Genomic DNA, 20,690 nt, shown 5'->3' with positions numbered 1-20,690 from the left:
ATGACCTGCCACGCTGCCCACCTGTCTGCCGCCATCTGTCCCGCCGCCACGCGGCTGGCCACGCTGCACCTCGAAGCGGTGCTCTCCTCGTCGCTTGGCCGCGGCCGGTTGCGCAGCACTGCGGGGCTTGCGCGCCCCGTGTCGCTGGTCGCGCCGCTGCCGCCGATGCTGGCGGCGGGCGGGGTCCGGGGGCTCTGATCATGGCCAAGCTGATCCATCCAAGGCGGGCGCTCTCGACCAACCCGCTGAAGAGTTCCGCCCCGCTCGGCGCGGCTTTGGTCTATCTCGGGATCGCGCGGGCCATTCCGCTGTTCCACGGCTCTCAGGGCTGTACCGCCTTCGCGATGGTTCACTTGGTGCGCCACTTCAAGGAGGCGGTGCCGCTTCAGACCACCGCGATGAACGAGGTCTCCACCATCCTCGGCGGGGCCGACCAGATCGAGGAGGCGATCGAGAACCTGCGCAAGAAGGCCGCGCCGGACTTCATCGGCATCGCCTCGACCGCGCTGACCGAAACCCGGGGCGAGGACGTGCCGGGCGAGCTGAAGCTGATCCTGCGCCGCCGGGCCGATTTCGCCGATACGCAGGTCGTCTATGCCTCCACCCCCGATTTCGACGGCGGGATGCAGGACGGCTGGGCGCGGGCGGTGGAGGCCATCGTCACCGCGCTGGTGCCCGAGATGACCGAACGCGACAGCGACCTGCGGCAGGTCAACCTGCTCTGCGGCAGCCACCTGACGCCCGCCGACATCGAGGAACTGGTGCGCCTGATCCGGGCCTTCGGGTTGGAGCCGCTGGTGCTGCCGGATATTTCCACCTCGCTGGATGGCCATGTCTCGGACGATTGGTCGGGCTGTTCCCAGGGCGGCACGCCCGTGGCGCGCATCCCCGATGCTGCCCGCTCGGCCTTCACGCTGGCGATCGGCGAACAGATGCGCGGCGCGGCGCAGATCATCGAGGACCGCGCCCTCGTGCCCTACCGGGTGTTCCAGTCCGTCACCGGGCTGAAGCCGGTGGACGCGCTGGTGCGCACCTTGATGGGGCTGTCGGGCGTGCAGGACCCGCCGCCCTCGGTCAAGCGCGACCGGGCCCGGCTGCTGGATGCCGCGCTGGACGCGCATTTCCACACCGGCGGGGTCAAGGTGGCCATCGCGGCCGATCCCGACCTTATGTTCGCGCTGGGCACGGCATTGGCCTCCATGGGGGCCGAGATCGTGACCGCCGTCACCACCACGCCGCACACGCCCCTGATCGACCGGATGCCCTGCGAGCAGGTGATCCTCGGCGATCTCGGCGATTTCGAACGGCAGGCGGCAGAGGCGGGGGCGCAGCTGCTGATCACCCACAGCCACGGCCGCCATGCGGCGCATCGCCTGCATCTGCCGCTGCTGCGCGCGGGCTTCCCGATCTTCGACCGTATCGGTGCGCAGGATGTCTGCCGCACCGGATACCGCGGGTCGCGCGCGTTTCTCTACGAGTTCGCCAACCTGATGCAGGCCCAACACCACCGCGCGACGCCGCAGGACTTCGGCGCCGCCCCCATCCCAGAGGAGTTCGACCATGACCCGCAGCCTACGCGTCATTGACGGGGGCGGGCCTGCGCCGGAGGAAACGCCCCTGCGCATTGCCATCGCCACCAACGACATGGAATACCTCGGCGCGCACTTCGGCTCGGCCAAGAAGTTCGCGATCTACGAGGTCTGGAAGACCGGATCGCGGTTCATCGCCGCGCATGAGTTCGACAACGTGACTGCCCAGAAGGGCAAGCACGACGATCAGGACGACAAGATCACGCCGAAGATCGAGGCGCTGGACGGCTGTGCGTTGCTCTTTGCGCTCGCCATCGGCGGGCCCTCGGCGGCCAAGGTCGTCAAGGCGGGCATCCACCCGATCAAGCGCAAGGACCCCGAACCGATCACCGCCGTGATCGAGCAGGTGCAGGTGATGCTGAACGGCACGCCGCCACCCTTCCTGCGCAAGATCCTCGGCACCGCGCAGAAACCCGATTTCATGGACGAAGAGGAGTGGGTCTGATGACCACCGACGTGATCGAGCCGCGTGGCGGCACCATGGTGGAAAGCGATTTCCTGAAACAGCTTGCCGCCGTGATCCGGGCCGAGGACAGCTATGGCCAATGGGACGACAAGACCGATGCCGACCTGATGGCCGAGTTCATCGTGACCCGGGACGAGCGGCGCGAGATCCCGATCATCGGCGATCCGGACCCGGACGTGATGTGGCGGCTTGGCAAGTTCTATGACGCCGTGGGCCTCTTGATCGAAAAGCGCACGGGCTGCATGGCCAGCCAGATGCAGAAGATGAGCCACGAGGGCTTTGGCCGCATCGTGCTGATCGCGGGCAAGCTGGTCGTCGTGTCCAAGCACCTGCGCGACATCCACCGCTTCGGCTTCGAAAGCTGGGAAAAGCTGGCCGAGGGCGGTGACAAGGTCGTCGCGGCCGCGGTCGAGACGATCGAGGCCTACCCCGACGCGGCCCGGGCCTGAGGCGGCCATGATCCAGATCGCCCCCCTCCCGAAACCGCGCAAGCCGCGCCCCGCGCTGCCGCCGCTGGTGCTGCGGCCCTCGCGCGGGCGCACCGCGTTGTCGCGCTACCTGCGCAGCCCCAAACCCGCAAAGGAACCACGGACATGAGCCTCGAAGAGCTGGAAACCCGCGTCAGGAAACTGTCGATGCGCGCCACCGATGCCAAGATGAACCTGCACGACCTCGCCGAGGAACTGCCGGTGGACTGGGAGAAGATCCCCGAAACCGCCGAGGCCACCTTCGCTGTCTTCAAGGAGCTGACCGCCGCCCGGCGCGCGCTCAAGGCGGCGAAGAAGGCCGCCGAGGAGGCCTGAGCCATGACCGTGGTCGCCTACACCCGCGGCGGGGCGGAATACGTGCCCGAGTTCCTGATGGCCATCGACCCCGGCAAATGCATCGGCTGTGGCCGCTGCTTCAAGGTCTGCGGTCGCGACGTGATGACCCTGCACGGGCTGACCGAGGACGGAGAGATCGTCCGCCCGGGCACCGATGAATACGACGACGTCGAGGACGAGATCGTGAAATCGGTCATGGCGATGATCGCGCCCGAGAATTGCATCGGCTGCGGGGCCTGCGCCCGGGTCTGCCCGTCGGACTGCCAGACCCATGCAGCCCTGGACTGATCCCGTGCCCGGGTCCTGCGCCGGTACCCCGCCCCCCGCCGACCTGCTGGCCGCGCGGATGGTGACGGTGTCGGACATGGCTTGCATCGTGGATCACGCCCTCGCCGAACGCGAGGCCGGGGCAGGGCCCCTGACCGAGAGGCTGGGCCTCTCGGGCGCAGCCCTGACACAGCTGCGCGACGCCTGGCTGCCCGGCGCGGCGTTGCCCGACCTGTCGCTGCCGGGCCCGGAGGTGCCGGCCGACCAGCAGGCCATCGCGACGCTGATCCTCTGGCGGGCGGGCAGCACCACGCCCGAGGCCCGCTGGTTCTCAGCCATCCTCGCGCGGCGCGCGCTGGAGCAGAACCACCTCTGGCAGGATCTCGGCCTGCCGTCACGCGCCACCTTGTCCGGGCTCATCGCCCGCCACCTGCCGGGGCTCCATGCGGCCAACCGGCTGAACATGCGCTGGAAGAAGTTCTTCTATCGCCAGATCTGCTCGGAGGCGGCGTTTTCGCTCTGCCTCTCGCCCAGCTGTGACGCCTGCGAAGAACGCGCGGATTGCTTTGCCCCGGAATGACCTGCACAAACTTCTGAGCGGCGCAGAGGCCCCGCACAGCCATCCCGAGGAAGGGGAGGCCGCGATCGCCCGCGCGCTGGAGGCCGCCCCCGATGACGCGGAGGTGCGCCTCGCGGCCTATCGCTTCTACTACTACACCCACGATTACACCGCCGCCCGCATCCATGCGCAGGTCCTGCTGGGCCACGTGGCGCGGCGGCTGAACATCAGCCCGGACTGGCAGGAGGTCGGGCCGATGGATGCGGATTTCACCGCCCACGACTATGCCCCGGGTCTCTACCTGCAGGTACTGGTGGCCATGGGCTATTGCGCCGCGCGCACCGGCGACCGCGCCGCGGCGCTGGAACTGCTGGCCAAGGCGGCCACGCTCGACCCCACCGACCGGTTCGGCGGGGCTTGGCTGCTGGCGCAGGTCGAACGCGGCTCCGACACGTAATCCCCGAAACATCGGCCGGTGGTCCGGCGGTTGTCGCAAAGCCCCCATTGTCGGGTGGTCGCATCCGACAGTTGCGACAAACCCCAGCAAAAGAGGGGCCAGATCGCTTGGCACGCTTCTTGCTGTTCCCTGTTTCGAGACACCCCGGATCCCCCCGGGCCGGCCAGACGAAGAGGAGAGAGAAAGATGATCGAAGTCACCGAACCCGCCCGCTCCGCCATCAAGAGCGCTATCGAGGGCGCAGGTCAGCCCGTCGCCGGGCTGCGGCTCATGGTGCAGTCCGGCGGCTGTGCCGGGATGAAATACGGCATGGCGCTCGAACTGGAAGCGCAGCCCGACGACGCCGTCATCGAGGCCGGCGAAATCCGCCTGCTGGTCGATCCCGAGAGCCAGGCGCAGCTGAACGGCACGCGGATCGACTTCGTCACCAATCTCGACGGGTCCGGCTTCGTCTTCGACAACCCCAACGCCTCAAGCTCCTGCGGCTGCGGCAAGTCTTTCTGCTGAGAGGAACGGCCAGATGTGGGACTACAGCGACAAGGTCAAAGAATACTTCTTCAACCCCCGCAACGCCGGGGCGCTGGTGGACGCCAACGCCGTGGGCGAGGTGGGCAGCCTGTCCTGCGGCGACGCGCTCAAGCTGATGCTGAAGGTCAACCCGGCAACCGACATCATCGAGGAGGCCAAGTTCCAGACCTTCGGATGCGGCTCTGCCATCGCCTCGTCCTCGGCGCTGACCGAGTTGATCATCGGCAAGACGATCAGCGAGGCGCGCAAGCTGACCAATCAGGACATCGCGGATTTCCTCGACGGGCTGCCGCCCGAGAAGATGCATTGCTCGGTCATGGGGCAGGAGGCGCTGCACGCCGCCGTCGCCGCCTACACCGGCGAGGCGCTGGACGAGGACGATCATGAGGAGGGCGCACTGATCTGCAAGTGCTTCGGCGTCGATGCCGGCATGATCGAACGCGCGATCCGCACCAACAAGCTGACCACGCTGGAGATGGTGACCTTCTACACCAAGGCCGGCGGCGGCTGTAACTCCTGCCGCGAGCCGCTGGAGGAGCTGCTGGCCGATGTGAACAAGGCCATGGTGGCCGAGGGCACGATTGCCGCTGCCGAGGCCTATGTCTTCGGCTCGGCCCCGAAACCCGCGCGGAAGAAGGCGCAGGGCTTCGTCATCCCCGACCAGCCGCCCGCCCCGAAACCGCCCGCGCAGCCCTCGGCCCCGGTGCAGATCGCGATGCCGACACCCGCGCCCGCTGCCGTGGCCCTCGCCGAAGCGCCGGTTGCCGCGCCTGCCGCAGCGTCAGCCCTCACCCCGGCCAAGGAGGCGATCCTCGTGGCCCGGCTGATCGAGGAGATGCGCCCCACCTTCCGCGCCGATGGCGGGGACGTGGAACTCGTCGACATGGAAGGCGCGCTCGTCCTCGTCAGCCTCACCGGTGCCTGCTCGGGCTGCCAGCTGGCGGCGCAGACGCTGGGCGGCATCCAGCAGAAGATCAGCCAGGCGCTCGGCCGTTCGGTCCGCGTCATGCCTGTCGCCAAATCCTGAGGAGACCTGCGATGACCACCCCGATCTACCTCGACAACAACGCCACCACCCGGGTCTTTCCCGACGTGGTGGAGGCCATGCTGCCCTATTTCACCGAGCAGTTCGGCAATGCCTCCTCGATCCATGCCTTCGGCTCCGAGGTTGGCGGCGCGCTGCGCCAGGCCCGTCGCTCGCTTCAGGCGCTGATCGGCGCGGAGTTCGATCACGAGATCATCTTCACCTCCGGCGGGACGGAATCCAACAACACGGCGCTGCGCTCGGCGCTTCAGGTCCAGCAGGGCCGGAACGAGGTGATCACCTCGGCGGTGGAACATCCCGCGATCCTGTCGCTGTGCGACTGGCTTGAGAAACACGAGGGCGTCGTCGTTCACCGCATCCCGGTGGACCGTCAGGGCCGTCTCGATATCGACGCCTACCGCGCGGCGCTGTCCGACCGGGTCGCCGTGGTCAGCTTCATGTGGGCCAACAACGAGACCGGCACGATCTTCCCGGTCGATGGGCTGGCCGAGATGGCCCATGCCCATGGCGCGCTCTTCCACACCGACGCGGTGCAGGCCGTGGGCAAAGTGCCGATCGACCTCAAGACGACCGAGATCGACATGCTGTCGCTCTCCTCGCACAAGCTGCACGGGCCCAAGGGCCTCGGCGCGCTCTACCTGCGCAAGGGCACGCGGTTCCGCGCCCTGCTGCGGGGCGGGCACCAGGAACGCGGCCGCCGCGCCGGGACCGAGAATGCCCCCGCGATCATCGGGCTGGGCCGCGCCGCCGAACTGGCGCTGACCTCCATGGCCGAGGACAACCTCCGCATGGCGGCGCTGCGTGACCGGCTGGAACAGGGGCTGGTACAGCAGATCGGCCATTGCTTCGTCACCGGCGATCCGCTCGACCGGCTGCCCAATACCACGACCGTGGCTTTCGAGTTCATCGAGGGCGAGGCGATCCTGCTCAAGCTGAATGCCGCCGGGATCGCGGCCTCCTCCGGCTCGGCCTGCACCAGCGGCTCGCTGGAGCCGTCCCACGTGCTGCGGGCGATGGACATTCCCTTCACCGCCGCCCATGGCGCTATCCGCTTCTCGCTCTCGCGGGAGACGACCGAGGCCGAGATCGACCGCGTGCTGGAGGTGATGCCCGACATCATCGCGGGCCTGCGGCAGATGTCGCCCTTCTGGTCCGAGGAAGGCGCGCGGCCTGACGGCTTCGCCCCGGCCTACGCCTGATCCCGCGAAAGGAGAACGCCATGTTCATGGACCCCCAGACCCGCCCCCGCAGCGTCGCGATCTGCGATACCACGTTGCGCGACGGGGAACAGACGGCGGGGGTGGCGTTCTCCTTCGCCGAGAAGAAGGCCATCGCCCACGCGCTGGACTGCGCGGGCGTGGCCGAGATCGAGATCGGCATTCCCGCCATGGGCTATGACGAGGTCACCGATATCCGGGCGCTCACGCGTGGCCTGCGCCGGGCGGTGCCGGTGGCCTGGTGCCGCCTGCGGATGCATGACCTCGACATGGCCGCCAAGACCGGGGTGCGGCGGGTGCATTTCGCCGTGCCGACCTCCGACCGGCAGCTCTCGGGCAAGCTCGGTACGGATCGTGCCTGGGCCCTGAGCGAAACCGCGGGGCTGGTCTATTGCGCCAGCCAGCGGGGGTTGGAGGTCTCGGTCGGGGCCGAGGATGCCAGCCGGGCCGATCCCGCCTTCCTTGCCCGTCTGGCGCAGGTCGCCGCCGCGGCGGGGGCGGTCCGCTTCCGCATCGCGGATACGCTGGGCCTGCTCGATCCGATGGCCGCCTACCGTCTCGTGGCGGAGCTGGTGGGGCAGGTCGGCCTGCCGCTGGAATTCCACGCCCACAATGATTTTGGCATGGCGACGGCCAACACGATGATGGCCGCATTCGCCGGGGCCTCGCATCTCTCGGTCACCGTGAACGGGCTGGGGGAACGCGCCGGCAACGCCGCGCTGGAAGAGGTCGGAGCCGCGCTGGAGGCCGGAGGCGTGGCAACCGGCCTTGACCTCTGCGCGCTGCCCGCGCTTTCCGAAACCGTCGCCCGCGCCTCGGGGCGGGCCCTGCACCCGGCCAAGCCGATCAGCGGCGCGCTTGTCTTTGCCCATGAGGCGGGCATCCACGTCGATGCGATCCTCAAGCAGGCCGACACCTACGAGGACCCGCGCTGCGCGCCCGCCCGTTTCGGGCGCGAGCGGCGCATCGTGATCGGCAAGCATTCCGGCATCGCCGGGCTGCGCGCGGCGCTGGCCGAGGCCGGGCTGCCCTCGGACGAGGCCATCGCCCAGGGGCTGAAACCCCTGCTGCGCCGCCACGCCGTGCGGGCCAAGCGCCCCGCGACCGCCGAGGACCTGCGCCGCATGGTCGCCCGCCTGACGCGCCGGGGCCCCGCGATCCGGGAGGACGTGGCATGACCGGCTTCCGCTCCCTCGTCCGCGCCGATTTCGCCGCCATCCGCAACCGCGATCCCGCCGCGCGCGGCCCGGTGGAGACGGCGCTGACCTATCCCGGGCTGCACGCGCTCTTCTCCCACCGGATTGCCCATGGGCTCTGGCAGCGGGGCTGGCGCGGCACGGCCCGCGTGCTGTCCTACCTTGCGCGCATGGCGACGGGGATCGACATCCACCCGGCGGCCCGGATCGGGCCCGGCCTCTTCATCGACCACGGGGCGGGCGTCGTCATCGGCGAAACCGCCGAGATCGGGGAGGGCGTGACGCTCTACCACGGTGTCACCCTCGGCGGCACCTCGTGGTCGCCCGGCAAGCGGCATCCGACCCTCGGCGATGGCGTCATGGTGGGGGCCGGTGCCAAGATCCTCGGGCCGATCACCGTGGAGGCCGGGGCCCGCGTCGGCGCCAATTCCGTCGTCGTGGAAAGCGTGCCCGCCGAGGCGACCGTGGTCGGCATCCCGGCCCGCATCGTGCGCACCGACCGGCCGCGCACGGGGCAGGGCGGGCGCGTCGATCTTGACCATCACCTCGTGCCCGATCCGGTGGGCCGGGCGCTGGCCCAGCTGGCCGATCGTGTCGCCTTCCTCGAGGCGCGGCTGGCGGCCCGCGATCCGGCCCGCCCCGCGCCGTCGCCCGCCTGCGGCGAGGGCGCCGCCCCCGCGCCGCAGACACCGCCATACAGCCATCGTCCGAACTGAGCCGCGCCGAGACCCGGGCGGATCGTCCCGGCCCCGCGGCAGCAAGACCCGAGAGCAGCAACGTCCGACATCCGACAGCAGCAAGGAGAGCCCCGATGACCGACACGCTTCCCGAAGACGACATCCTCGCCCAGATCGGGCGCCTGTCCTCCGCCGAGGACATCTTTGCCTATCTCGCGCTGCCCTATGAGCCGGCCGTGCTGAACGTCGCCCGGCTGCACATCATGAAGCGCTTCGGCAGCTACCTGTCGCAGGCGGAGTTCACCGGCATGGATGCCCCCGACATCCGCATGGCCTGCCGCGAGACGCTGGCCCGGGCCTACGGGGATTTCGTCGAGAGCACACCGCTGAAGGAGAAGGTCTTCAAGGTCTTCAAGGACGAGGAGGCCAAGCAGAAGGCGCGGTTCGTGGGGATCGAAAGCCTCACCCTCGCGCCCAAGGCCGGGTGAGGGCGCTGCGATGATCCGGACCCTTCTCGCCACGCTCCTGCTTGCCTTGACTGCACAGGCCCCCGCACAGGCCGAACCGATGCTGCTGGCCGCCGCCTCCACCGGCAAGGCGCTCGACGCGGCATTGGCCGAAGGCGGCACCCCGGCGCTGACCTCCTATGGCGCCTCGGGGATGCTGGCCCGCCAGATCGAGCAGGGGGCGCCCGCGGATGTCTTCCTCTCGGCCAATCCGAAGTGGATGCGCTACCTCGTCGAGGCGGGCCTCGTGCGCGACGAGGATGTCGTCACGCTGATGTCGAACCGGCTGGTGCTGATCGCGCCCGCAGGTGCCGCGCCGCTGCAGCCCGAGGCGATGGCCGCCCGGCTGGAGGGCGAACATTTCGCCATGGCCGATCCCCAGACCGCGCCGGTGGGCGCCTATGGCAAGGCCGCGCTGGAAAGCCTCGGTCTCTGGGGGGCTGCGGGTGCGGCGCTCGTGCCCATGCGCAACACGCTGGCCACCGTGGCGGCCGTCGCCTCGGGCGAGGCGGCGCTCGGGCTGGTCTATGCCAGTGACGCCGCAGGCCAGCCGGGCGTGACCGTGGTCTGGACCGTGCCGGAGGACAGCCACCCGCCGATCCGCTACCTGATCGCCCCCGTCGCCCAGGGCGAAGACCCCGAGGGCGGGGCCGCCCTGATCGCCTACCTTGCCGGGCCCGAGGGCGCGGCCGTGCTGGCGCGCTTCGGCTTCCTGCCGCCGGAGGGCGACTGATGACGCCGCTCACCGCCCTTGAACGCGAGGCGCTGATGCTCTCGCTCTCCGCCTCGGGCTGGGCCGTGCTGGTCTCGCTGCCGCTGGCGGTGGGGCTGGGCTGGCTGCTCGGCACCCGGCGCTTCCCGGGGCATGCGGCGCTCAACGCCGTGGTGCACCTGCCGCTGGTGCTGCCGCCGGTGGTGCTGGGCTACCTGCTGCTGCTCCTGCTGGGCCGCAACGGGCCCATCGGCGCGCCGCTCGGGGCGCTCTTCGGCATCCGCATCGCCTTTACCCCGCAGGCGGTGGTAATCGCCTGCGCCGTGGTGGGCTTCCCGCTGATGGTCCGCGCGATCCGCCAGTCGGCAGAGGCGATCGACCCGCGCTTTGCCCGTGCCGCCCGGTCACTGGGCGCCTCGGAGGCCCGCATCTTCCTGACCGTCACGCTGCCGCTGATGGCACCGGGCATCCTGACCGGCATCACGCTGGCCTTTGCCCGCGCGGTGGGCGAATTCGGCGCCACGATCACGCTGGCCGGCAATATCCCGGGCCGGACCCAGACCCTGCCACTGGCGCTCTTCTCCGTCACGCAGAGCCCGGGCGGAGAGGCGGCGGCGCTGCGGCTGTGCCTGCTGTCGCTGGCCCTTGCCGGGGCGGCCCTGATGGCCTCGGAGCTGATTGCCCGGCGGGTGGCCCCGATGCAGGGGGTCACGGCATGATCGAGATCCACATCGACCACCGGCAGGGCGATTTCAGCCTTCGCGTCGACCTCGAACTGGAGGCGCACGGCATCATCGGGCTGATCGGGCCCTCCGGGTCTGGCAAGTCGACGCTGTTTTCCTGCCTCGCCGGACATGTGACGCCGGCGCGGGGCTGCATCCGCGTGGCGGGGCGGCAGATCTTCGACAGCACGGCCCGGATCAACCTGCGGCCCGCGCGGCGCGGCATCGGCGTGGTGTTTCAGGACGGGCTGCTCTTCCCGCATATGTCGGTGGCCCGGAACCTCGCCTATGGCGCGCGCAACCGTGGCACCGACTTCTGGCACGAGGTGGTCGAGGCGCTCGACCTTGCGCATCTGCTGGAGGCCCGGCCCGGCCGGCTGTCGGGCGGCGAACGCCAGCGGGCCGCGATTGCCCGCGCCCTGATGGCCGAACCCGACCTCCTCCTGCTGGACGAGCCGGTTTCCGCGCTCGACCCGGGTCTGAAGGCCCGCACGCTCGAGCTGATCGCGCGGGTGCAGGGGCGCACCGGGATCCCGATGATCTTCATCAGCCACGCCCCCGAGGAAGTCCGCCAGCTTTGCCGCGAGGTGGTGACCATGGAGGGCGGCCGCATCGCGGGGCCGGTCCGCGCGGGCACCACGCGGGGCTGTCGCCTTGTGCCGGTCGGGGGCGGGGCCCTGCCGCTGCGGGCAGGGGGGCGGGCATGATCCTATGTTCCTGCAACCGCCTGACCTGTTCCGAGGTCCGCGCCGCCACTGCGCAGGTGCTCGACACCGGGGCGGCGGAAGAGGTCAGCCCGGGCCGGGTGTTCCGCCTGTGCGGCCGGACCGTCTGCTGCGGCGCCTGCAGCAGCCTGATCAACCGAACCATCACCGATCACGCCGCCGCGGTCCGCGCCGGGGCGTCCTGAGATACACACCAGAAGGAGAGACCCATGAAGGGCAACGCAAAGGTCATCGACTACCTCAACAAGGCACTCCGCCACGAGCTGACGGCGGTGAGCCAGTACTGGCTGCACTACCGGCTCCAGATGGACTGGGGGCTCCAGAAGATGGGGGCGAAGAGCCGCGAGGAAAGCATCGAGGAGATGGGCCATGCGGACAATCTGATCGACCGGATCATCTTCCTCGAAGGGCACCCGAACCTTCAGACCCTCGACCCGCTGCGCATCGGCGAGACGCCCGAGGAAACGATGAAATGTGACCTCGAGGCGGAGTATTCCGCCCGCGCGCTCTACAAGGAGGCCCGCGAGGTCTGCGCCGCCGAGGGCGATTACGTCACCATGAAGCTCTTCGAGACGCTGATGGCGGACGAGGAAGGCCACATCGACTACCTCGAAACCCAGCTCGAACTCTTCGAGGCGGTGGGGCCGCAGAACTTCGCGCAACTCAACGCCGAGCCCGCCAACACGGTGCCGGAGGCGTGAGTCCCTTGTCCCGGTCCGCCGCACCTGTCCCCGTCGCCCGCCTGTCCGGGGGCCCCTCGGCCCTTGATATGGCGAAAAAGGCGGCAGGGCGGGGGCGGCAGGGGCCGGGGCAGGGCCGGCGGGGGCACGTGGCCCTCCGGCCACGCGGCAACAAGAGGTAGGATCGCGTCATGCAACTCGTTCAGACGGTTTCTCAGCGCCAGGTGATGCAGATGGGGGGGCAGATGCTCCAGTCCCTCTCCATCCTCGGCATGTCGTCCGACGACCTCTCGGATCATCTGGCGGAGCAGGCGGAAAGCAATCCCTTCCTGCGCTACCGCCCGCCCGCGGCCTTTGCGGCGCGCGGCGGAGAGAGCTTTGACGCCGTGGCCGCCGTGGCCGCAGACCGGCCCAGTCTGATGGCCCATGTGGCCGAGCAGATCGAACTGGCCTTCGACGATCCCGCCGACCACATGCTGGCCCTGCGCTTTGCCGAGGCGCTGGAGCCGACCGGCTGGCTGGGCCTCGGGGTCGAGACGCTGGCGCTGCAGGCCGGGGTGCCGCAGGCCCGGGCCGAGGCGGTGCTGACCCGCCTGCAGGGGTTCGAGCCGACCGGCCTCTTCGCCCGCTCGCTGGCCGAATGCCTGACGCTTCAGGCGCGCGAGGCCGACATCCTGACCTGGGAAGTGGAGATGCTGCTGGCCAACCTCGACCTGCTGGCCGAGGGGCGCACCGCCGAACTGGCGGACCTGTGCGATTGCGAACCTTCCGACATTCCCGACATCGCGGCACAGATCCGCGGGCTGGACCCCAAGCCGGGGCTGGCCTTCGACCATGTGCCCGCGGCGGTTTTCCCGCCCGACCTGATCGCGACCCGCGGCCCCGGGGGCTGGACGGTGGAACTGAACCGCGCGACCACGCCGACGATCACCGTGCAGGAGGACGGGCTGACCGAGAGCGTCGCCGACCTTGCCGCGCGCAAGGCCCGGCGCAAGGCCCTGGCCGAGGCGCGGGCGCTGGCGCTGGCGATCGAACGGCGCGGCGACACGCTGCTGCGCACGGCCGCCGTTCTGGTGGCGCGGCAGGGCGCCTTCCTCGACAGCGGCCCGGCGCGGCTGACGCCCCTGACGCTGGAGGACGTGGCCACCGAACTGGGGGTCCATGCCTCCACCGTCAGCCGTGCCGTTTCGGGCCGGATGATCCAGACCCCGACCCGCGCCCTGCCGCTGCGGGCCTTCTTCTCCCGCCCGGTCTCCACCGCCGCCGGGGCGCCCGCGATCTCGCGCGACCGGGCGCTCGGCTTCGTCGAGGAGGCAGTGCGCCGCGAAGACCCGAAGAACCCGCTGAGCGACGATGCCATCGTGGCCCTGGCAGAGCGGTCCGGCCTGCAACTGGCGCGCCGGACGGTGGCCAAGTACCGCTCGACCCTCGGGCTGGCGTCTTCTTACGAGCGCCGCCGCCGGGCCCTTGCAGGCTGAAACGCCGCCCCGGGTCGGCGCTTTTCCGCGAACAACCGGGGCGGGTGCCGAAACCCTGTGCAGCCAAATGCCGGATTTGGCCAAAGCCAGCAAAAAAAAGCCTTTTGAATGAAAGAATCGAAGCGAATTTTAATTCTCTGTTAAATTGGGCAGGTCGCGTGCGGCCTGTGGAGGACGGGCTGCGTCGGCGGACTATCCAGGACGTTCGGGAGGAACTGAGAACACCTTGGAGTGCCAGCCATGACTGCCAGTGCAATGCAAGACGACTCCACTCAAACTGTCGCCCGTGCCCAGAAGGGACGCGGCGCATCCGCCAGCCGGGACAGGCTGGCACTCGACGCGGTTTTCGAGATCGCCAAGTCCTTCGCGGTCGCGCCAGACCCGATCGACATCGTGCCCGACATCCTGAACGTGCTGTCGTCCTTCCTGGACTTGCGACACGGGGTGCTTGCCCTGTTGTCGGATCAGGGCGCGGCCGCGGGCAAGGGGGCCGTGAACCCCTACAGTATCGCCGCCACTGCCTTTGCCCGCAGCGATGGCGCCCCCGCCGAAGAGGTCATCCCGGACGAGGTCGTGCGGATCGTCTTCCGCTCGGGCGTGCCGCTCGTCTCCTTTGACCTAGCGGAGGAATTCGGCGTCGAGGCGGTGCCCAAGCGCCTGCGCGGCGTGGGGCAGAGCGTCTTTGCCGTCCCGATCCGCGACCCCGAGCGCAGCCATTTCGTGCTGGGGGTGCTCTGCGCCTTCCGCAGCCACGACGACGGGGTGATCCACAACACGGACAGCGACATCCGGGTCCTGACCATGGTCGCCTCGCTCTTGGAACAGGCCCTGCGGTTCCGCCGCCGGATCGCCCGCGACCGGGAGCGTGCCCTGACGGATACCAAGCGCCTGTTGCAGAGCGTCAGCGACCGCGAGGGCAAGCGTCCGGTTCCGGTCCATATCGACGGCATCGTCGGCGACAGCCCGGCGATCACCGATGTCATCGCGCAGGTGCGCCGGGTGGCGGCCAAGAAGACGCCCGTCCTGCTGCGTGGCGAGAGCGGCACCGGCAAGGAACTCTTTGCCCGCGCCGTGCATTCCGCCTCGCCCCGGGCGCGCAAGCCCTTCGTCGGGGTGAACTGCGCCGCGCTCTCCGAAACCCTTCTGGAATCGGAACTTTTCGGGCACGAGAAGGGGGCCTTCACCGGCGCCACCGCGCTCAAGAAGGGCCGGTTCGAGATGGCCGACGGCGGGACGCTCTTCCTCGACGAGATCGGGGAAATCTCGCCCACCTTCCAGACCAAGCTGCTGCGGGTCCTGCAGGAGGGAGAGTTCGAACGGGTCGGCGGCACGCGGACGATCAAGGTGGACGTGCGCATCGTCGCCGCCACCAACCGCGATCTGGAACGCTGCGTCGCCGACGGCGAGTTCCGCGCCGATCTCTACTTCCGGATCTGCGTGGTGCCGATCGTCCTGCCGCCGCTTCGCCACCGCAAGAGCGACATCCGTCCGCTGGCGCAACTCTTCCTCGACCGGTTCAACAACTCGAACGGGACCGATGTGCGCTTTGCCTCCGACGCGTTCGAGACGATCTGCCGGTGCAACTTCCCGGGCAACGTGCGCGAACTGGAGAACTGCGTGAGCCGCGCCGCCGCACTGTCCGATGGCGAGGTGGTGCTGGGCCGCGAACTGGCCTGCCAGCAGGGCTCCTGCCTGTCGTCGGTCCTGTCGCGGTTGCAGGATGACAGCTCTCCCATCGGGGGGCTGGCCGCGGGAGAGGTGATTTCCCCCACGGTCCGCATGACCCCGCCGCCGGAGGCGCCCCCCGTCGCGGATGTGGCGCCGGGCGACTACCCCCGCCGCAGGACCGCCAATACCGCCCGCGAAGAGCTGATCGCGGCGATGGAAGAGGCGGGCTGGGTGCAGGCCAAGGCCGCGCGGCTGCTGGGAATGACCCCCCGGCAGGTGGCCTATGCCCTGCAGAAACACGGGATCGAAGTGCGCAGGATCTGATGCCTCCCAACGCGCGGGACGGGCCCGGCCAGCTGGCCGGGCCCTTTTCGTGTCTGGGGGGCAGGCGGGCCCGTCAGGTGGAGGGCCGGGGCAGGGCTAGGGCAGGGCCGTGGGCAGGGTCGCAGGCGCCGTCCCACATTGTCGGGCCATTGTCCCTTCTGCGACAATCCCCGCCGGCGCAGGGGCAAAACTCCTTATTTTCTTAGGGTCCGGTCGCTTGGCACGGCGCTTGCTTGGAATTTCCTGAAGCACAGCATTGCCAGCAGAGAGGAACGCGCCCCCATGTCGAATGTCATCTCCCTCGACGGCCTCGCGGTCGGCTCGAAAGACAGCCTCACCAAGGCGATGGAAAGCTCCGGCTGCTCCTCGTCGTCCTGCGGATCCTCGGATGCGCCTGAGGACATGGACCCGGCCACCTGGGAGAAGGTGAAGGACCATCCCTGCTACTCCGAAGAGGCGCACCATTACTTTGCGCGGATGCATGTGGCGGTGGCCCCGGCCTGCAACATCCAGTGCAACTACTGCAACCGGAAGTACGATTGCGCCAACGAGAGCCGCCCCGGCGTGGTGTCCGAACGGCTGACGCCGGAGAAGGCCGCGCGCAAGGTGATCGCCGTGGCCAACGAGATCCCCCAGCTGTCGGTCCTCGGCATCGCCGGGCCGGGCGACAGCGCCTACGACTGGAAGAAGACCCGGGAAACCTTCCGGCTGGTGCAGGCGCAGCTGCCGGACATCAAGCTCTGCCTGTCGTCCAACGGTCTTGCCCTGCCGGATCACGTGGACGAACTGCTGGAGATGAACATCGACCACGTCACCCTGACGATCAACATGATCGACCCGGAGGTGGGGACGAAGATCTATCCGTGGATTTTCTGGCAGCACAAGCGCCGCACCGGGCTGGAGGCAAGCCAGATCCTGCATGAACGCCAGATGCAGAGCCTCGACCTGCTGCACGAGCGCGGCATTCTGGTGAAGGTGAATTCGGTCATGATCCCGGGGATCAACGACGATCACCTGCTGGAGGTGAACAAGGAAGTGAAGCGGCGCGGGGCCTTCCTGCACAACATCATGCCGCTGATTTCCGCCCCGGAACACGGCACCGTCTTTGGCCTGCAGGGGCAGCGCGGCCCGACGGCGGCCGAACTGAAGAAGCTGCAGGATGCCTGCGCGGGCGGGGCGAACCTGATGAAGCACTGCCGCCAGTGCCGGGCCGATGCGGTGGGCCTTCTGGGCGAGGACCGCGGGCAGGAGTTCACCATGGACCTCGTGCCGGACGAGGTGACCTATGATCCCAGCAAGCGCGAGGCCTACAAGGAATGGGTCGCGGAGGAACGCGGCGAACGTCGCGCCGCCGCCGAGGAAGCCCGGGCCGAGACCGAAGCCGCCGTCGGGGCGGATGCGGGCGCCATGCTGATCGCCGTGGCCACCAAGGGCGGCGGGCGCATCAACCAGCATTTCGGCCATGCGACCGAGTTCCAGATCTTCGAGGTGGACGCCAGCGGCGTGCGCTTCGTCACCCACCGGCGCTGCGACAACTACTGTGTCGGCGGCTATGGCGAGGAGGACAAGCTGGAGCTGGTGATCAAGACGCTGGAGGGCATCGACACGATCCTCTGCGCCAAGATCGGCGACTGCCCGCGCGAGGACCTCGCCGCGGCCGGGATCGAGGCGATCCAGGATTACGCCTACGAGTACATCGAGACGGCCGTCTCGGCCGTTTACCGGGCCCGCAACGGGCTTCCGGCGGCAGAGACTGAAACCGCGTAACTCTCCCTGACTGCCGGGGCGCGGGACCGACCCCGCCTGCGCCCCGGTCTTTTCGGTGTCTCTCCCTGCCGATCCTGCCCCTTCAGCCCCGTCCAACGCCATCACCAGAGGACACAGCCATGGCCCTTCAGATCATCCAGTCGAACTGCACCGTCTGCGGCGCCTGCGAGTTCGAATGCCCGAACGCCGCGATCCGCTTCGAGGACGAGACCTATATCATCGACCCGGGCCTGTGCACCGAATGCAAGGGCACCTACGACACGCCGCAATGCGCCGAGGTCTGCCCGGTGCCCGAAACCTGCGTTCCGGCCTGAGCCATGCTGGAGGGTCCGGCCCCCGTCGACTGGCAGGGCACCGCGCTCGATTGCGGGCGCTGTGACCATGCCGACCGGCAGGAGACCGGGCAATGCGGGTTGGGCTGGTCCTGCCTGCATGACCGCTACGCCAAGCGGATCGAGCGGTTCTTCCTCATGAACCCGGACCTTGCCGATGCCTGTCTCGATCATCCCTATTTCGAGACCCGCATGAACGCGGCGCGGGTCGCCTCGGTCTTTCGCCTGCCGCGGCTGCTGGGGGACCCGGACCCGGGCGTGCGGGCCATGGCGGTACTGCGCCTGCCGCGGCCCTATGCCGAACGCGCCATGACGGACCCGGACCGCCGCGTGCGCATCGCGGTGGTGAACCGGGTTCAGCCGCGTTACCTGCTGCCGATGGCCGCGGACGGGGATGCCTATGTGCGCTCCATCGTGGCGCGCCGCGCGCCGGACGGGGTGCTGGCCCAGATGATGGCCGACGCCGACCCCGAGATCCGCCGCATCGTCGCCCGGCGCCTGCCGGAGAGCTATCTCGACCGGTTCCGCGACGATCCCGACCCGCTTGTGCGCCGCGAGGCCGCCGCCCGTCGTCCCGCGCTGTTTCAGGCCGACCCCGACCTGCGCGTGCGTCACACCGTGGCCGAGACCGGCGATGCCGCCCTCGTCCGGTCGCTGCTGGAGGACGCGGAAGAAATCATCCGAGAGACCGCCGCCCAGAGGCTGGCACAGCTGAAGGAGACCACCTGATGTCTACCGACGACCGCGAGATCGAGGTCTACCGAGAGCCGGCCTTCCAGCCCGGCGACAAGGTCATCTCGAAGAAGAACATCCGAAACGACGGCACCATGGCCGGTGTCGAGATCGGCGAGACCGTCGTGAAGAAGGGCGATGTCGGCTATGTTCGCGACATTGGCACCTTCCTGCAGCAGTTCTACATCTACGCGGTGGATTTCATCGACCGCAGCGAGGTGGTGGGCATGCGGGAACGCGAGTTGCTGGCGGCAGACCCCGCCGCCCCGCGCCGGGGTGACAACTCTTCCGCGCTTCAGCCCCACATCGTCACCCGACAGCCGAAGGAGGCCGCCGAATGAAAGTCATGATCCGCGAGACCCCGAAGGGGATCGAGGCCTATGTGCCCAAGAAGGACCTCGAGGAGATGGTCGTCGAGACCGAGAAGGAAGGGCTCTGGGGCGGGTGGGCCCGGCTGTCGAACGGCTGGGTCTTCGAGATGCCCGCCTTCGACACGCCGCCGCGACTGCCGGTGACCGTGGAGGCCCGGCGCCGCGCACTGGATGGGGAGGCCTGAGCCATGACCGTATTCGACCAGCTTGAAGCCGCGATGAACGAGGTCGCCGCCGGCACCCGCATCGCCTATCTCGGCCCCGATGTCTCGGCGCTGTCGGGCTCTGCCGCGCCGGCCACGCCCGCCGCGCTCTGCGCGCAGATCGAGGCGCAGGTCCGCGCCCCGCGCCGTGCTTCGGGCAACCTCTGGTCCGTGGCGCAATACGTGGAGAGCCGCAAGTTCCGCGCCACGCTGAACACGATCCTGCGCGACGCCTTCGACGTGCCCGTGCCGGGGGCGAACCCGGTGCATGACTGGCTGGCCCGCGTCCGCCCGCCGCTGGTGGTGGACAGCTGGTACGACGACGGGCTGATGCGCGCCTTCGGCCAGCAGGATTGGGGCCTCGTGCAGGGGATCAGCCGCAACGGCGAATGGATCGACATCTTCACCCGCGCCTACGATGCCGCGGGCCAACTGGTGGCAGAGGCCGATCCCGCCTGGAAGACGCTGATCTACAAGCCCCACGGCGTGATCGCCGGCGACCGGTCCTTCCTCGTCTCCGACAGTGACTACGTCGAGGTGCTGACCGAGATCGACATCCAGCGCCCGATCCCCGCCGAGGTACAGCACCGCCGCACCGGGCGGCCCTTCCTCTTCGTCGGCTGCCGGTTCGACGACCAGATGTTGCGGATCTTCGCCCGCCAGATCGCCAAGCGCTCGGGCGAGGGGCACATCGTCGTCATGCCCGGGCCGCTGACCCGGATGGAACGGCGCTTCATCGAGGATATGGGCGCCACCTGGCTCGACCTGCCGGCAGAGGCCCTGGCCGAGGCGCTTTCGGTGCCCGAGGGCTGAGCCCCCCCGCATCCGGTGTCACAGGGCGCGGGCCCGATCGTGGCTCGATGCCGGACCGGCCGGCGTGGCGTTTACCTGAGAACCTGCGCCGGGCTGGCCTGGGCGGCGGCCTCGGCCGCGCCCGCGCGGAACAGCGCCAGCACGTGATGGCGCGCATCTTCCAGATGGGCCTGCAACCGGGCCCGCAGCAGCGCCGCGTCGCGGGCGCGCAGCGCCTCCACCAGCACATCGTGGGACCGCGCCAGCTCCAGCGGATCCTCGTAGACCACGCCGGTCAGGGCGATGCCCGCCCGCAGTTCCATCGCGATCTGGTCGAAGGTGCGCAGCACCCGCCGGTTGCCTGCGATCTCCAGCAGCATCCGGTGCAGCGCATAGTCTTCCTGCACCTGCTTCTGGGTCTTGCCTTCCTTGGCCAGCGTCACCAGCAGCGCATGCTGGGTCTCGACCCGGGCGAGGGCCTCGGGCGTCAGCCGCTCCACCGCCGCCTGGGCCGCGTGCAATTCGAGGCATTCGCGCAGGTCATAGACATCTTCCAGCTCGCCCGCGTCATAGGCATGGACGAAGAAGCCGCGCCGTGGATGGGACACGACCAGCCCGTGGCTCTCCACCAGCCGCAGCGCCTCCCGCACGGGGGCACGGGACGTGCCCAGTTCCCGGGCAAGGCGGGCCTCGGCGATTTTCTCTCCGGGTTTCAGGCGGCCGGTCTGGATCGCTTCGAGCACCTGCTCGGCAATCCGCGTGGTCAGATCCGTGGCGACGAGGGCCGTGAAAACACTGCCCTCCGTCGTCTCTTCGGGGTCAATCATTCGAAGCTCCCGGGCTCGCCGTAATA

29 protein-coding genes are annotated in these 20,690 nt (G+C 69.3%); 28 read left to right on the top strand and 1 reads right to left on the bottom strand.

Annotation, left to right across the window (positions count from 1 at the left end; translation table 11 throughout):
- From LCM32_RS07455 to LCM32_RS07320, 28 genes are all read left to right on the top strand, one after another.
- Positions 1-198, top strand: coding sequence for a hypothetical protein (locus LCM32_RS07455; protein ID WP_224820418.1), 198 nt, complete (start codon positions 1-3; stop codon positions 196-198).
- A gap of 2 nt (positions 199-200) precedes the next feature.
- Positions 201-1,586 carry a nitrogenase iron-molybdenum cofactor biosynthesis protein NifN gene (gene nifN / locus LCM32_RS07450; RefSeq protein WP_224820417.1) on the top strand — a complete coding sequence of 462 codons (1,386 nt, stop codon included), beginning with the start codon at positions 201-203 and terminating at the stop codon, positions 1,584-1,586.
- The gene (gene nifX, locus LCM32_RS07445) at positions 1,561-2,034 is read left to right on the top strand and encodes a nitrogen fixation protein NifX (RefSeq protein WP_224820416.1); all 474 of its coding nucleotides are present in this window, start codon (positions 1,561-1,563) and stop codon (positions 2,032-2,034) included. The genes nifN and nifX overlap by 26 nt, the downstream gene beginning before the upstream one ends.
- Complete coding sequence (locus tag LCM32_RS07440; protein ID WP_224820415.1) at positions 2,034-2,504, top strand: NifX-associated nitrogen fixation protein; 471 nt, start codon at positions 2,034-2,036, stop codon at positions 2,502-2,504. The genes nifX and LCM32_RS07440 overlap by 1 nt, the downstream gene beginning before the upstream one ends.
- Positions 2,505-2,511: 7 nt before the next feature.
- Positions 2,512-2,652: a hypothetical protein gene (locus tag LCM32_RS07435; RefSeq protein ID WP_224820414.1), complete on the top strand. Its 141-nt coding sequence runs from the start codon at positions 2,512-2,514 to the stop codon at positions 2,650-2,652.
- Positions 2,649-2,858 (top strand): CCE_0567 family metalloprotein, encoded by a 210-nt coding sequence (locus tag LCM32_RS07430; RefSeq protein ID WP_224820413.1) that lies wholly within the window; start codon positions 2,649-2,651, stop codon positions 2,856-2,858. Before LCM32_RS07435 ends, LCM32_RS07430 begins: the two co-directional genes overlap by 4 nt.
- Positions 2,859-2,861: 3 nt before the next feature.
- Positions 2,862-3,167 (top strand): ferredoxin III, nif-specific, encoded by a 306-nt coding sequence (fdxB, locus tag LCM32_RS07425; protein ID WP_224820412.1) that lies wholly within the window; start codon positions 2,862-2,864, stop codon positions 3,165-3,167.
- The gene (locus tag LCM32_RS07420) at positions 3,151-3,726 is read left to right on the top strand and encodes a nitrogen fixation protein NifQ (RefSeq protein WP_224820411.1); all 576 of its coding nucleotides are present in this window, start codon (positions 3,151-3,153) and stop codon (positions 3,724-3,726) included. The genes fdxB and LCM32_RS07420 overlap by 17 nt, the downstream gene beginning before the upstream one ends.
- Positions 3,713-4,162, top strand: coding sequence for a hypothetical protein (locus LCM32_RS07415; RefSeq protein WP_224820410.1), 450 nt, complete (start codon positions 3,713-3,715; stop codon positions 4,160-4,162). The genes LCM32_RS07420 and LCM32_RS07415 overlap by 14 nt, the downstream gene beginning before the upstream one ends.
- A 186-nt stretch (positions 4,163-4,348) precedes the next feature.
- Positions 4,349-4,669, top strand: a complete 321-nt coding sequence (locus LCM32_RS07410) for an iron-sulfur cluster assembly accessory protein (protein ID WP_224820409.1) — start codon at positions 4,349-4,351, stop codon at positions 4,667-4,669.
- A gap of 13 nt (positions 4,670-4,682) precedes the next feature.
- Positions 4,683-5,717 carry a Fe-S cluster assembly protein NifU gene (nifU, locus tag LCM32_RS07405; protein ID WP_224820408.1) on the top strand — a complete coding sequence of 345 codons (1,035 nt, stop codon included), beginning with the start codon at positions 4,683-4,685 and terminating at the stop codon, positions 5,715-5,717.
- Between the two features lie 11 nt (positions 5,718-5,728).
- On the top strand, positions 5,729-6,934 hold the full coding sequence (nifS, locus tag LCM32_RS07400; RefSeq protein ID WP_224820407.1) for a cysteine desulfurase NifS: 1,206 nt from the start codon (positions 5,729-5,731) through the stop codon (positions 6,932-6,934).
- 20 nt (positions 6,935-6,954) lie between these two features.
- Positions 6,955-8,130, top strand: a complete 1,176-nt coding sequence (nifV, locus tag LCM32_RS07395) for a homocitrate synthase (RefSeq protein WP_224820406.1) — start codon at positions 6,955-6,957, stop codon at positions 8,128-8,130.
- Entirely contained in the window at positions 8,127-8,864 is a 738-nt protein-coding gene (gene cysE / locus LCM32_RS07390; protein WP_224820405.1) for a serine O-acetyltransferase, read from the top strand. Before nifV ends, cysE begins: the two co-directional genes overlap by 4 nt.
- Positions 8,865-8,959: 95 nt before the next feature.
- Entirely contained in the window at positions 8,960-9,313 is a 354-nt protein-coding gene (gene nifW, locus LCM32_RS07385; RefSeq protein WP_224820404.1) for a nitrogenase stabilizing/protective protein NifW, read from the top strand.
- A gap of 10 nt (positions 9,314-9,323) precedes the next feature.
- Positions 9,324-10,064, top strand: a complete 741-nt coding sequence (gene modA / locus LCM32_RS07380; protein ID WP_224820403.1) for a molybdate ABC transporter substrate-binding protein — start codon at positions 9,324-9,326, stop codon at positions 10,062-10,064.
- Complete coding sequence (modB, locus tag LCM32_RS07375) at positions 10,064-10,762, top strand: molybdate ABC transporter permease subunit (RefSeq protein WP_224820402.1); 699 nt, start codon at positions 10,064-10,066, stop codon at positions 10,760-10,762. Before modA ends, modB begins: the two co-directional genes overlap by 1 nt.
- Complete coding sequence (locus LCM32_RS07370) at positions 10,759-11,472, top strand: ATP-binding cassette domain-containing protein (RefSeq protein WP_224820401.1); 714 nt, start codon at positions 10,759-10,761, stop codon at positions 11,470-11,472. The genes modB and LCM32_RS07370 overlap by 4 nt, the downstream gene beginning before the upstream one ends.
- Positions 11,469-11,675 (top strand): hypothetical protein, encoded by a 207-nt coding sequence (locus LCM32_RS07365; protein WP_224820400.1) that lies wholly within the window; start codon positions 11,469-11,471, stop codon positions 11,673-11,675. Before LCM32_RS07370 ends, LCM32_RS07365 begins: the two co-directional genes overlap by 4 nt.
- A 24-nt stretch (positions 11,676-11,699) precedes the next feature.
- Positions 11,700-12,191: a bacterioferritin gene (gene bfr / locus LCM32_RS07360; RefSeq protein ID WP_224820399.1), complete on the top strand. Its 492-nt coding sequence runs from the start codon at positions 11,700-11,702 to the stop codon at positions 12,189-12,191.
- Between the two features lie 170 nt (positions 12,192-12,361).
- Positions 12,362-13,648, top strand: coding sequence for an RNA polymerase factor sigma-54 (gene rpoN, locus LCM32_RS07355; RefSeq protein ID WP_224820398.1), 1,287 nt, complete (start codon positions 12,362-12,364; stop codon positions 13,646-13,648).
- Between the two features lie 255 nt (positions 13,649-13,903).
- Positions 13,904-15,640 (top strand): nif-specific transcriptional activator NifA, encoded by a 1,737-nt coding sequence (gene nifA, locus LCM32_RS07350; protein WP_224820397.1) that lies wholly within the window; start codon positions 13,904-13,906, stop codon positions 15,638-15,640.
- A gap of 282 nt (positions 15,641-15,922) precedes the next feature.
- On the top strand, positions 15,923-17,407 hold the full coding sequence (gene nifB / locus LCM32_RS07345; RefSeq protein WP_224820396.1) for a nitrogenase cofactor biosynthesis protein NifB: 1,485 nt from the start codon (positions 15,923-15,925) through the stop codon (positions 17,405-17,407).
- Positions 17,408-17,526: 119 nt separating this feature from the next.
- A complete protein-coding gene (locus LCM32_RS07340) occupies positions 17,527-17,721 on the top strand; it encodes a 4Fe-4S binding protein (RefSeq protein ID WP_224820395.1) in 195 nt (64 codons plus the stop codon).
- Positions 17,722-17,724: 3 nt separating this feature from the next.
- The gene (locus tag LCM32_RS07335; protein ID WP_224820394.1) at positions 17,725-18,468 is read left to right on the top strand and encodes a 4Fe4S-binding leucine-rich repeat protein; all 744 of its coding nucleotides are present in this window, start codon (positions 17,725-17,727) and stop codon (positions 18,466-18,468) included.
- Positions 18,468-18,812, top strand: coding sequence for a nitrogen fixation protein NifZ (locus tag LCM32_RS07330; protein ID WP_224820393.1), 345 nt, complete (start codon positions 18,468-18,470; stop codon positions 18,810-18,812). Before LCM32_RS07335 ends, LCM32_RS07330 begins: the two co-directional genes overlap by 1 nt.
- Positions 18,809-19,027, top strand: coding sequence for a putative nitrogen fixation protein NifT (nifT, locus tag LCM32_RS07325; protein WP_224820392.1), 219 nt, complete (start codon positions 18,809-18,811; stop codon positions 19,025-19,027). The genes LCM32_RS07330 and nifT overlap by 4 nt, the downstream gene beginning before the upstream one ends.
- 3 nt (positions 19,028-19,030) lie before the next feature.
- A complete protein-coding gene (locus tag LCM32_RS07320) occupies positions 19,031-19,858 on the top strand; it encodes an SIR2 family NAD-dependent protein deacylase (protein WP_224820391.1) in 828 nt (275 codons plus the stop codon).
- A 71-nt stretch (positions 19,859-19,929) separates the two neighbouring features.
- On the opposite strand, the gene LCM32_RS07315 is transcribed toward LCM32_RS07320, so the two are convergent.
- Positions 19,930-20,664 (bottom strand): GntR family transcriptional regulator, encoded by a 735-nt coding sequence (locus LCM32_RS07315; protein WP_224820390.1) that lies wholly within the window; start codon positions 20,662-20,664, stop codon positions 19,930-19,932.
- Positions 20,665-20,690: the final 26 nt, after the last annotated feature.

Source organism: Pseudooceanicola nanhaiensis (assembly GCF_020171315.1).
In the GTDB taxonomy this organism is placed as follows: domain Bacteria; phylum Pseudomonadota; class Alphaproteobacteria; order Rhodobacterales; family Rhodobacteraceae; genus Pseudooceanicola; species Pseudooceanicola nanhaiensis_A.
This window is presented reverse-complemented; position numbering and strand designations above follow the sequence as displayed.

Coding starts and splice junctions, on each gene's coding strand:
- LCM32_RS07455 (WP_224820418.1), top strand. CDS start 1: ATGACCTGCCACGCTGCCCACCTGTCTGCCGCCATCTGTCCCGCCGCC.
- LCM32_RS07370 (WP_224820401.1), top strand. CDS start 10,759: ATGATCGAGATCCACATCGACCACCGGCAGGGCGATTTCAGCCTTCGC.
- LCM32_RS07410 (WP_224820409.1), top strand. CDS start 4,349: ATGATCGAAGTCACCGAACCCGCCCGCTCCGCCATCAAGAGCGCTATC.
- LCM32_RS07320 (WP_224820391.1), top strand. CDS start 19,031: ATGACCGTATTCGACCAGCTTGAAGCCGCGATGAACGAGGTCGCCGCC.
- nifX (WP_224820416.1), top strand. CDS start 1,561: ATGACCCGCAGCCTACGCGTCATTGACGGGGGCGGGCCTGCGCCGGAG.
- LCM32_RS07335 (WP_224820394.1), top strand. CDS start 17,725: ATGCTGGAGGGTCCGGCCCCCGTCGACTGGCAGGGCACCGCGCTCGAT.
- LCM32_RS07330 (WP_224820393.1), top strand. CDS start 18,468: ATGTCTACCGACGACCGCGAGATCGAGGTCTACCGAGAGCCGGCCTTC.
- LCM32_RS07435 (WP_224820414.1), top strand. CDS start 2,512: ATGATCCAGATCGCCCCCCTCCCGAAACCGCGCAAGCCGCGCCCCGCG.
- nifN (WP_224820417.1), top strand. CDS start 201: ATGGCCAAGCTGATCCATCCAAGGCGGGCGCTCTCGACCAACCCGCTG.
- fdxB (WP_224820412.1), top strand. CDS start 2,862: ATGACCGTGGTCGCCTACACCCGCGGCGGGGCGGAATACGTGCCCGAG.
- nifA (WP_224820397.1), top strand. CDS start 13,904: ATGCAAGACGACTCCACTCAAACTGTCGCCCGTGCCCAGAAGGGACGC.
- bfr (WP_224820399.1), top strand. CDS start 11,700: ATGAAGGGCAACGCAAAGGTCATCGACTACCTCAACAAGGCACTCCGC.
- LCM32_RS07430 (WP_224820413.1), top strand. CDS start 2,649: ATGAGCCTCGAAGAGCTGGAAACCCGCGTCAGGAAACTGTCGATGCGC.
- nifW (WP_224820404.1), top strand. CDS start 8,960: ATGACCGACACGCTTCCCGAAGACGACATCCTCGCCCAGATCGGGCGC.
- LCM32_RS07340 (WP_224820395.1), top strand. CDS start 17,527: ATGGCCCTTCAGATCATCCAGTCGAACTGCACCGTCTGCGGCGCCTGC.
- LCM32_RS07440 (WP_224820415.1), top strand. CDS start 2,034: ATGACCACCGACGTGATCGAGCCGCGTGGCGGCACCATGGTGGAAAGC.
- cysE (WP_224820405.1), top strand. CDS start 8,127: ATGACCGGCTTCCGCTCCCTCGTCCGCGCCGATTTCGCCGCCATCCGC.
- nifV (WP_224820406.1), top strand. CDS start 6,955: ATGTTCATGGACCCCCAGACCCGCCCCCGCAGCGTCGCGATCTGCGAT.
- modA (WP_224820403.1), top strand. CDS start 9,324: ATGATCCGGACCCTTCTCGCCACGCTCCTGCTTGCCTTGACTGCACAG.
- nifU (WP_224820408.1), top strand. CDS start 4,683: ATGTGGGACTACAGCGACAAGGTCAAAGAATACTTCTTCAACCCCCGC.
- rpoN (WP_224820398.1), top strand. CDS start 12,362: ATGCAACTCGTTCAGACGGTTTCTCAGCGCCAGGTGATGCAGATGGGG.
- nifB (WP_224820396.1), top strand. CDS start 15,923: ATGTCGAATGTCATCTCCCTCGACGGCCTCGCGGTCGGCTCGAAAGAC.
- nifT (WP_224820392.1), top strand. CDS start 18,809: ATGAAAGTCATGATCCGCGAGACCCCGAAGGGGATCGAGGCCTATGTG.
- LCM32_RS07365 (WP_224820400.1), top strand. CDS start 11,469: ATGATCCTATGTTCCTGCAACCGCCTGACCTGTTCCGAGGTCCGCGCC.
- nifS (WP_224820407.1), top strand. CDS start 5,729: ATGACCACCCCGATCTACCTCGACAACAACGCCACCACCCGGGTCTTT.
- LCM32_RS07315 (WP_224820390.1), bottom strand. CDS start 20,664: ATGATTGACCCCGAAGAGACGACGGAGGGCAGTGTTTTCACGGCCCTC.
- modB (WP_224820402.1), top strand. CDS start 10,064: ATGACGCCGCTCACCGCCCTTGAACGCGAGGCGCTGATGCTCTCGCTC.
- LCM32_RS07420 (WP_224820411.1), top strand. CDS start 3,151: ATGCAGCCCTGGACTGATCCCGTGCCCGGGTCCTGCGCCGGTACCCCG.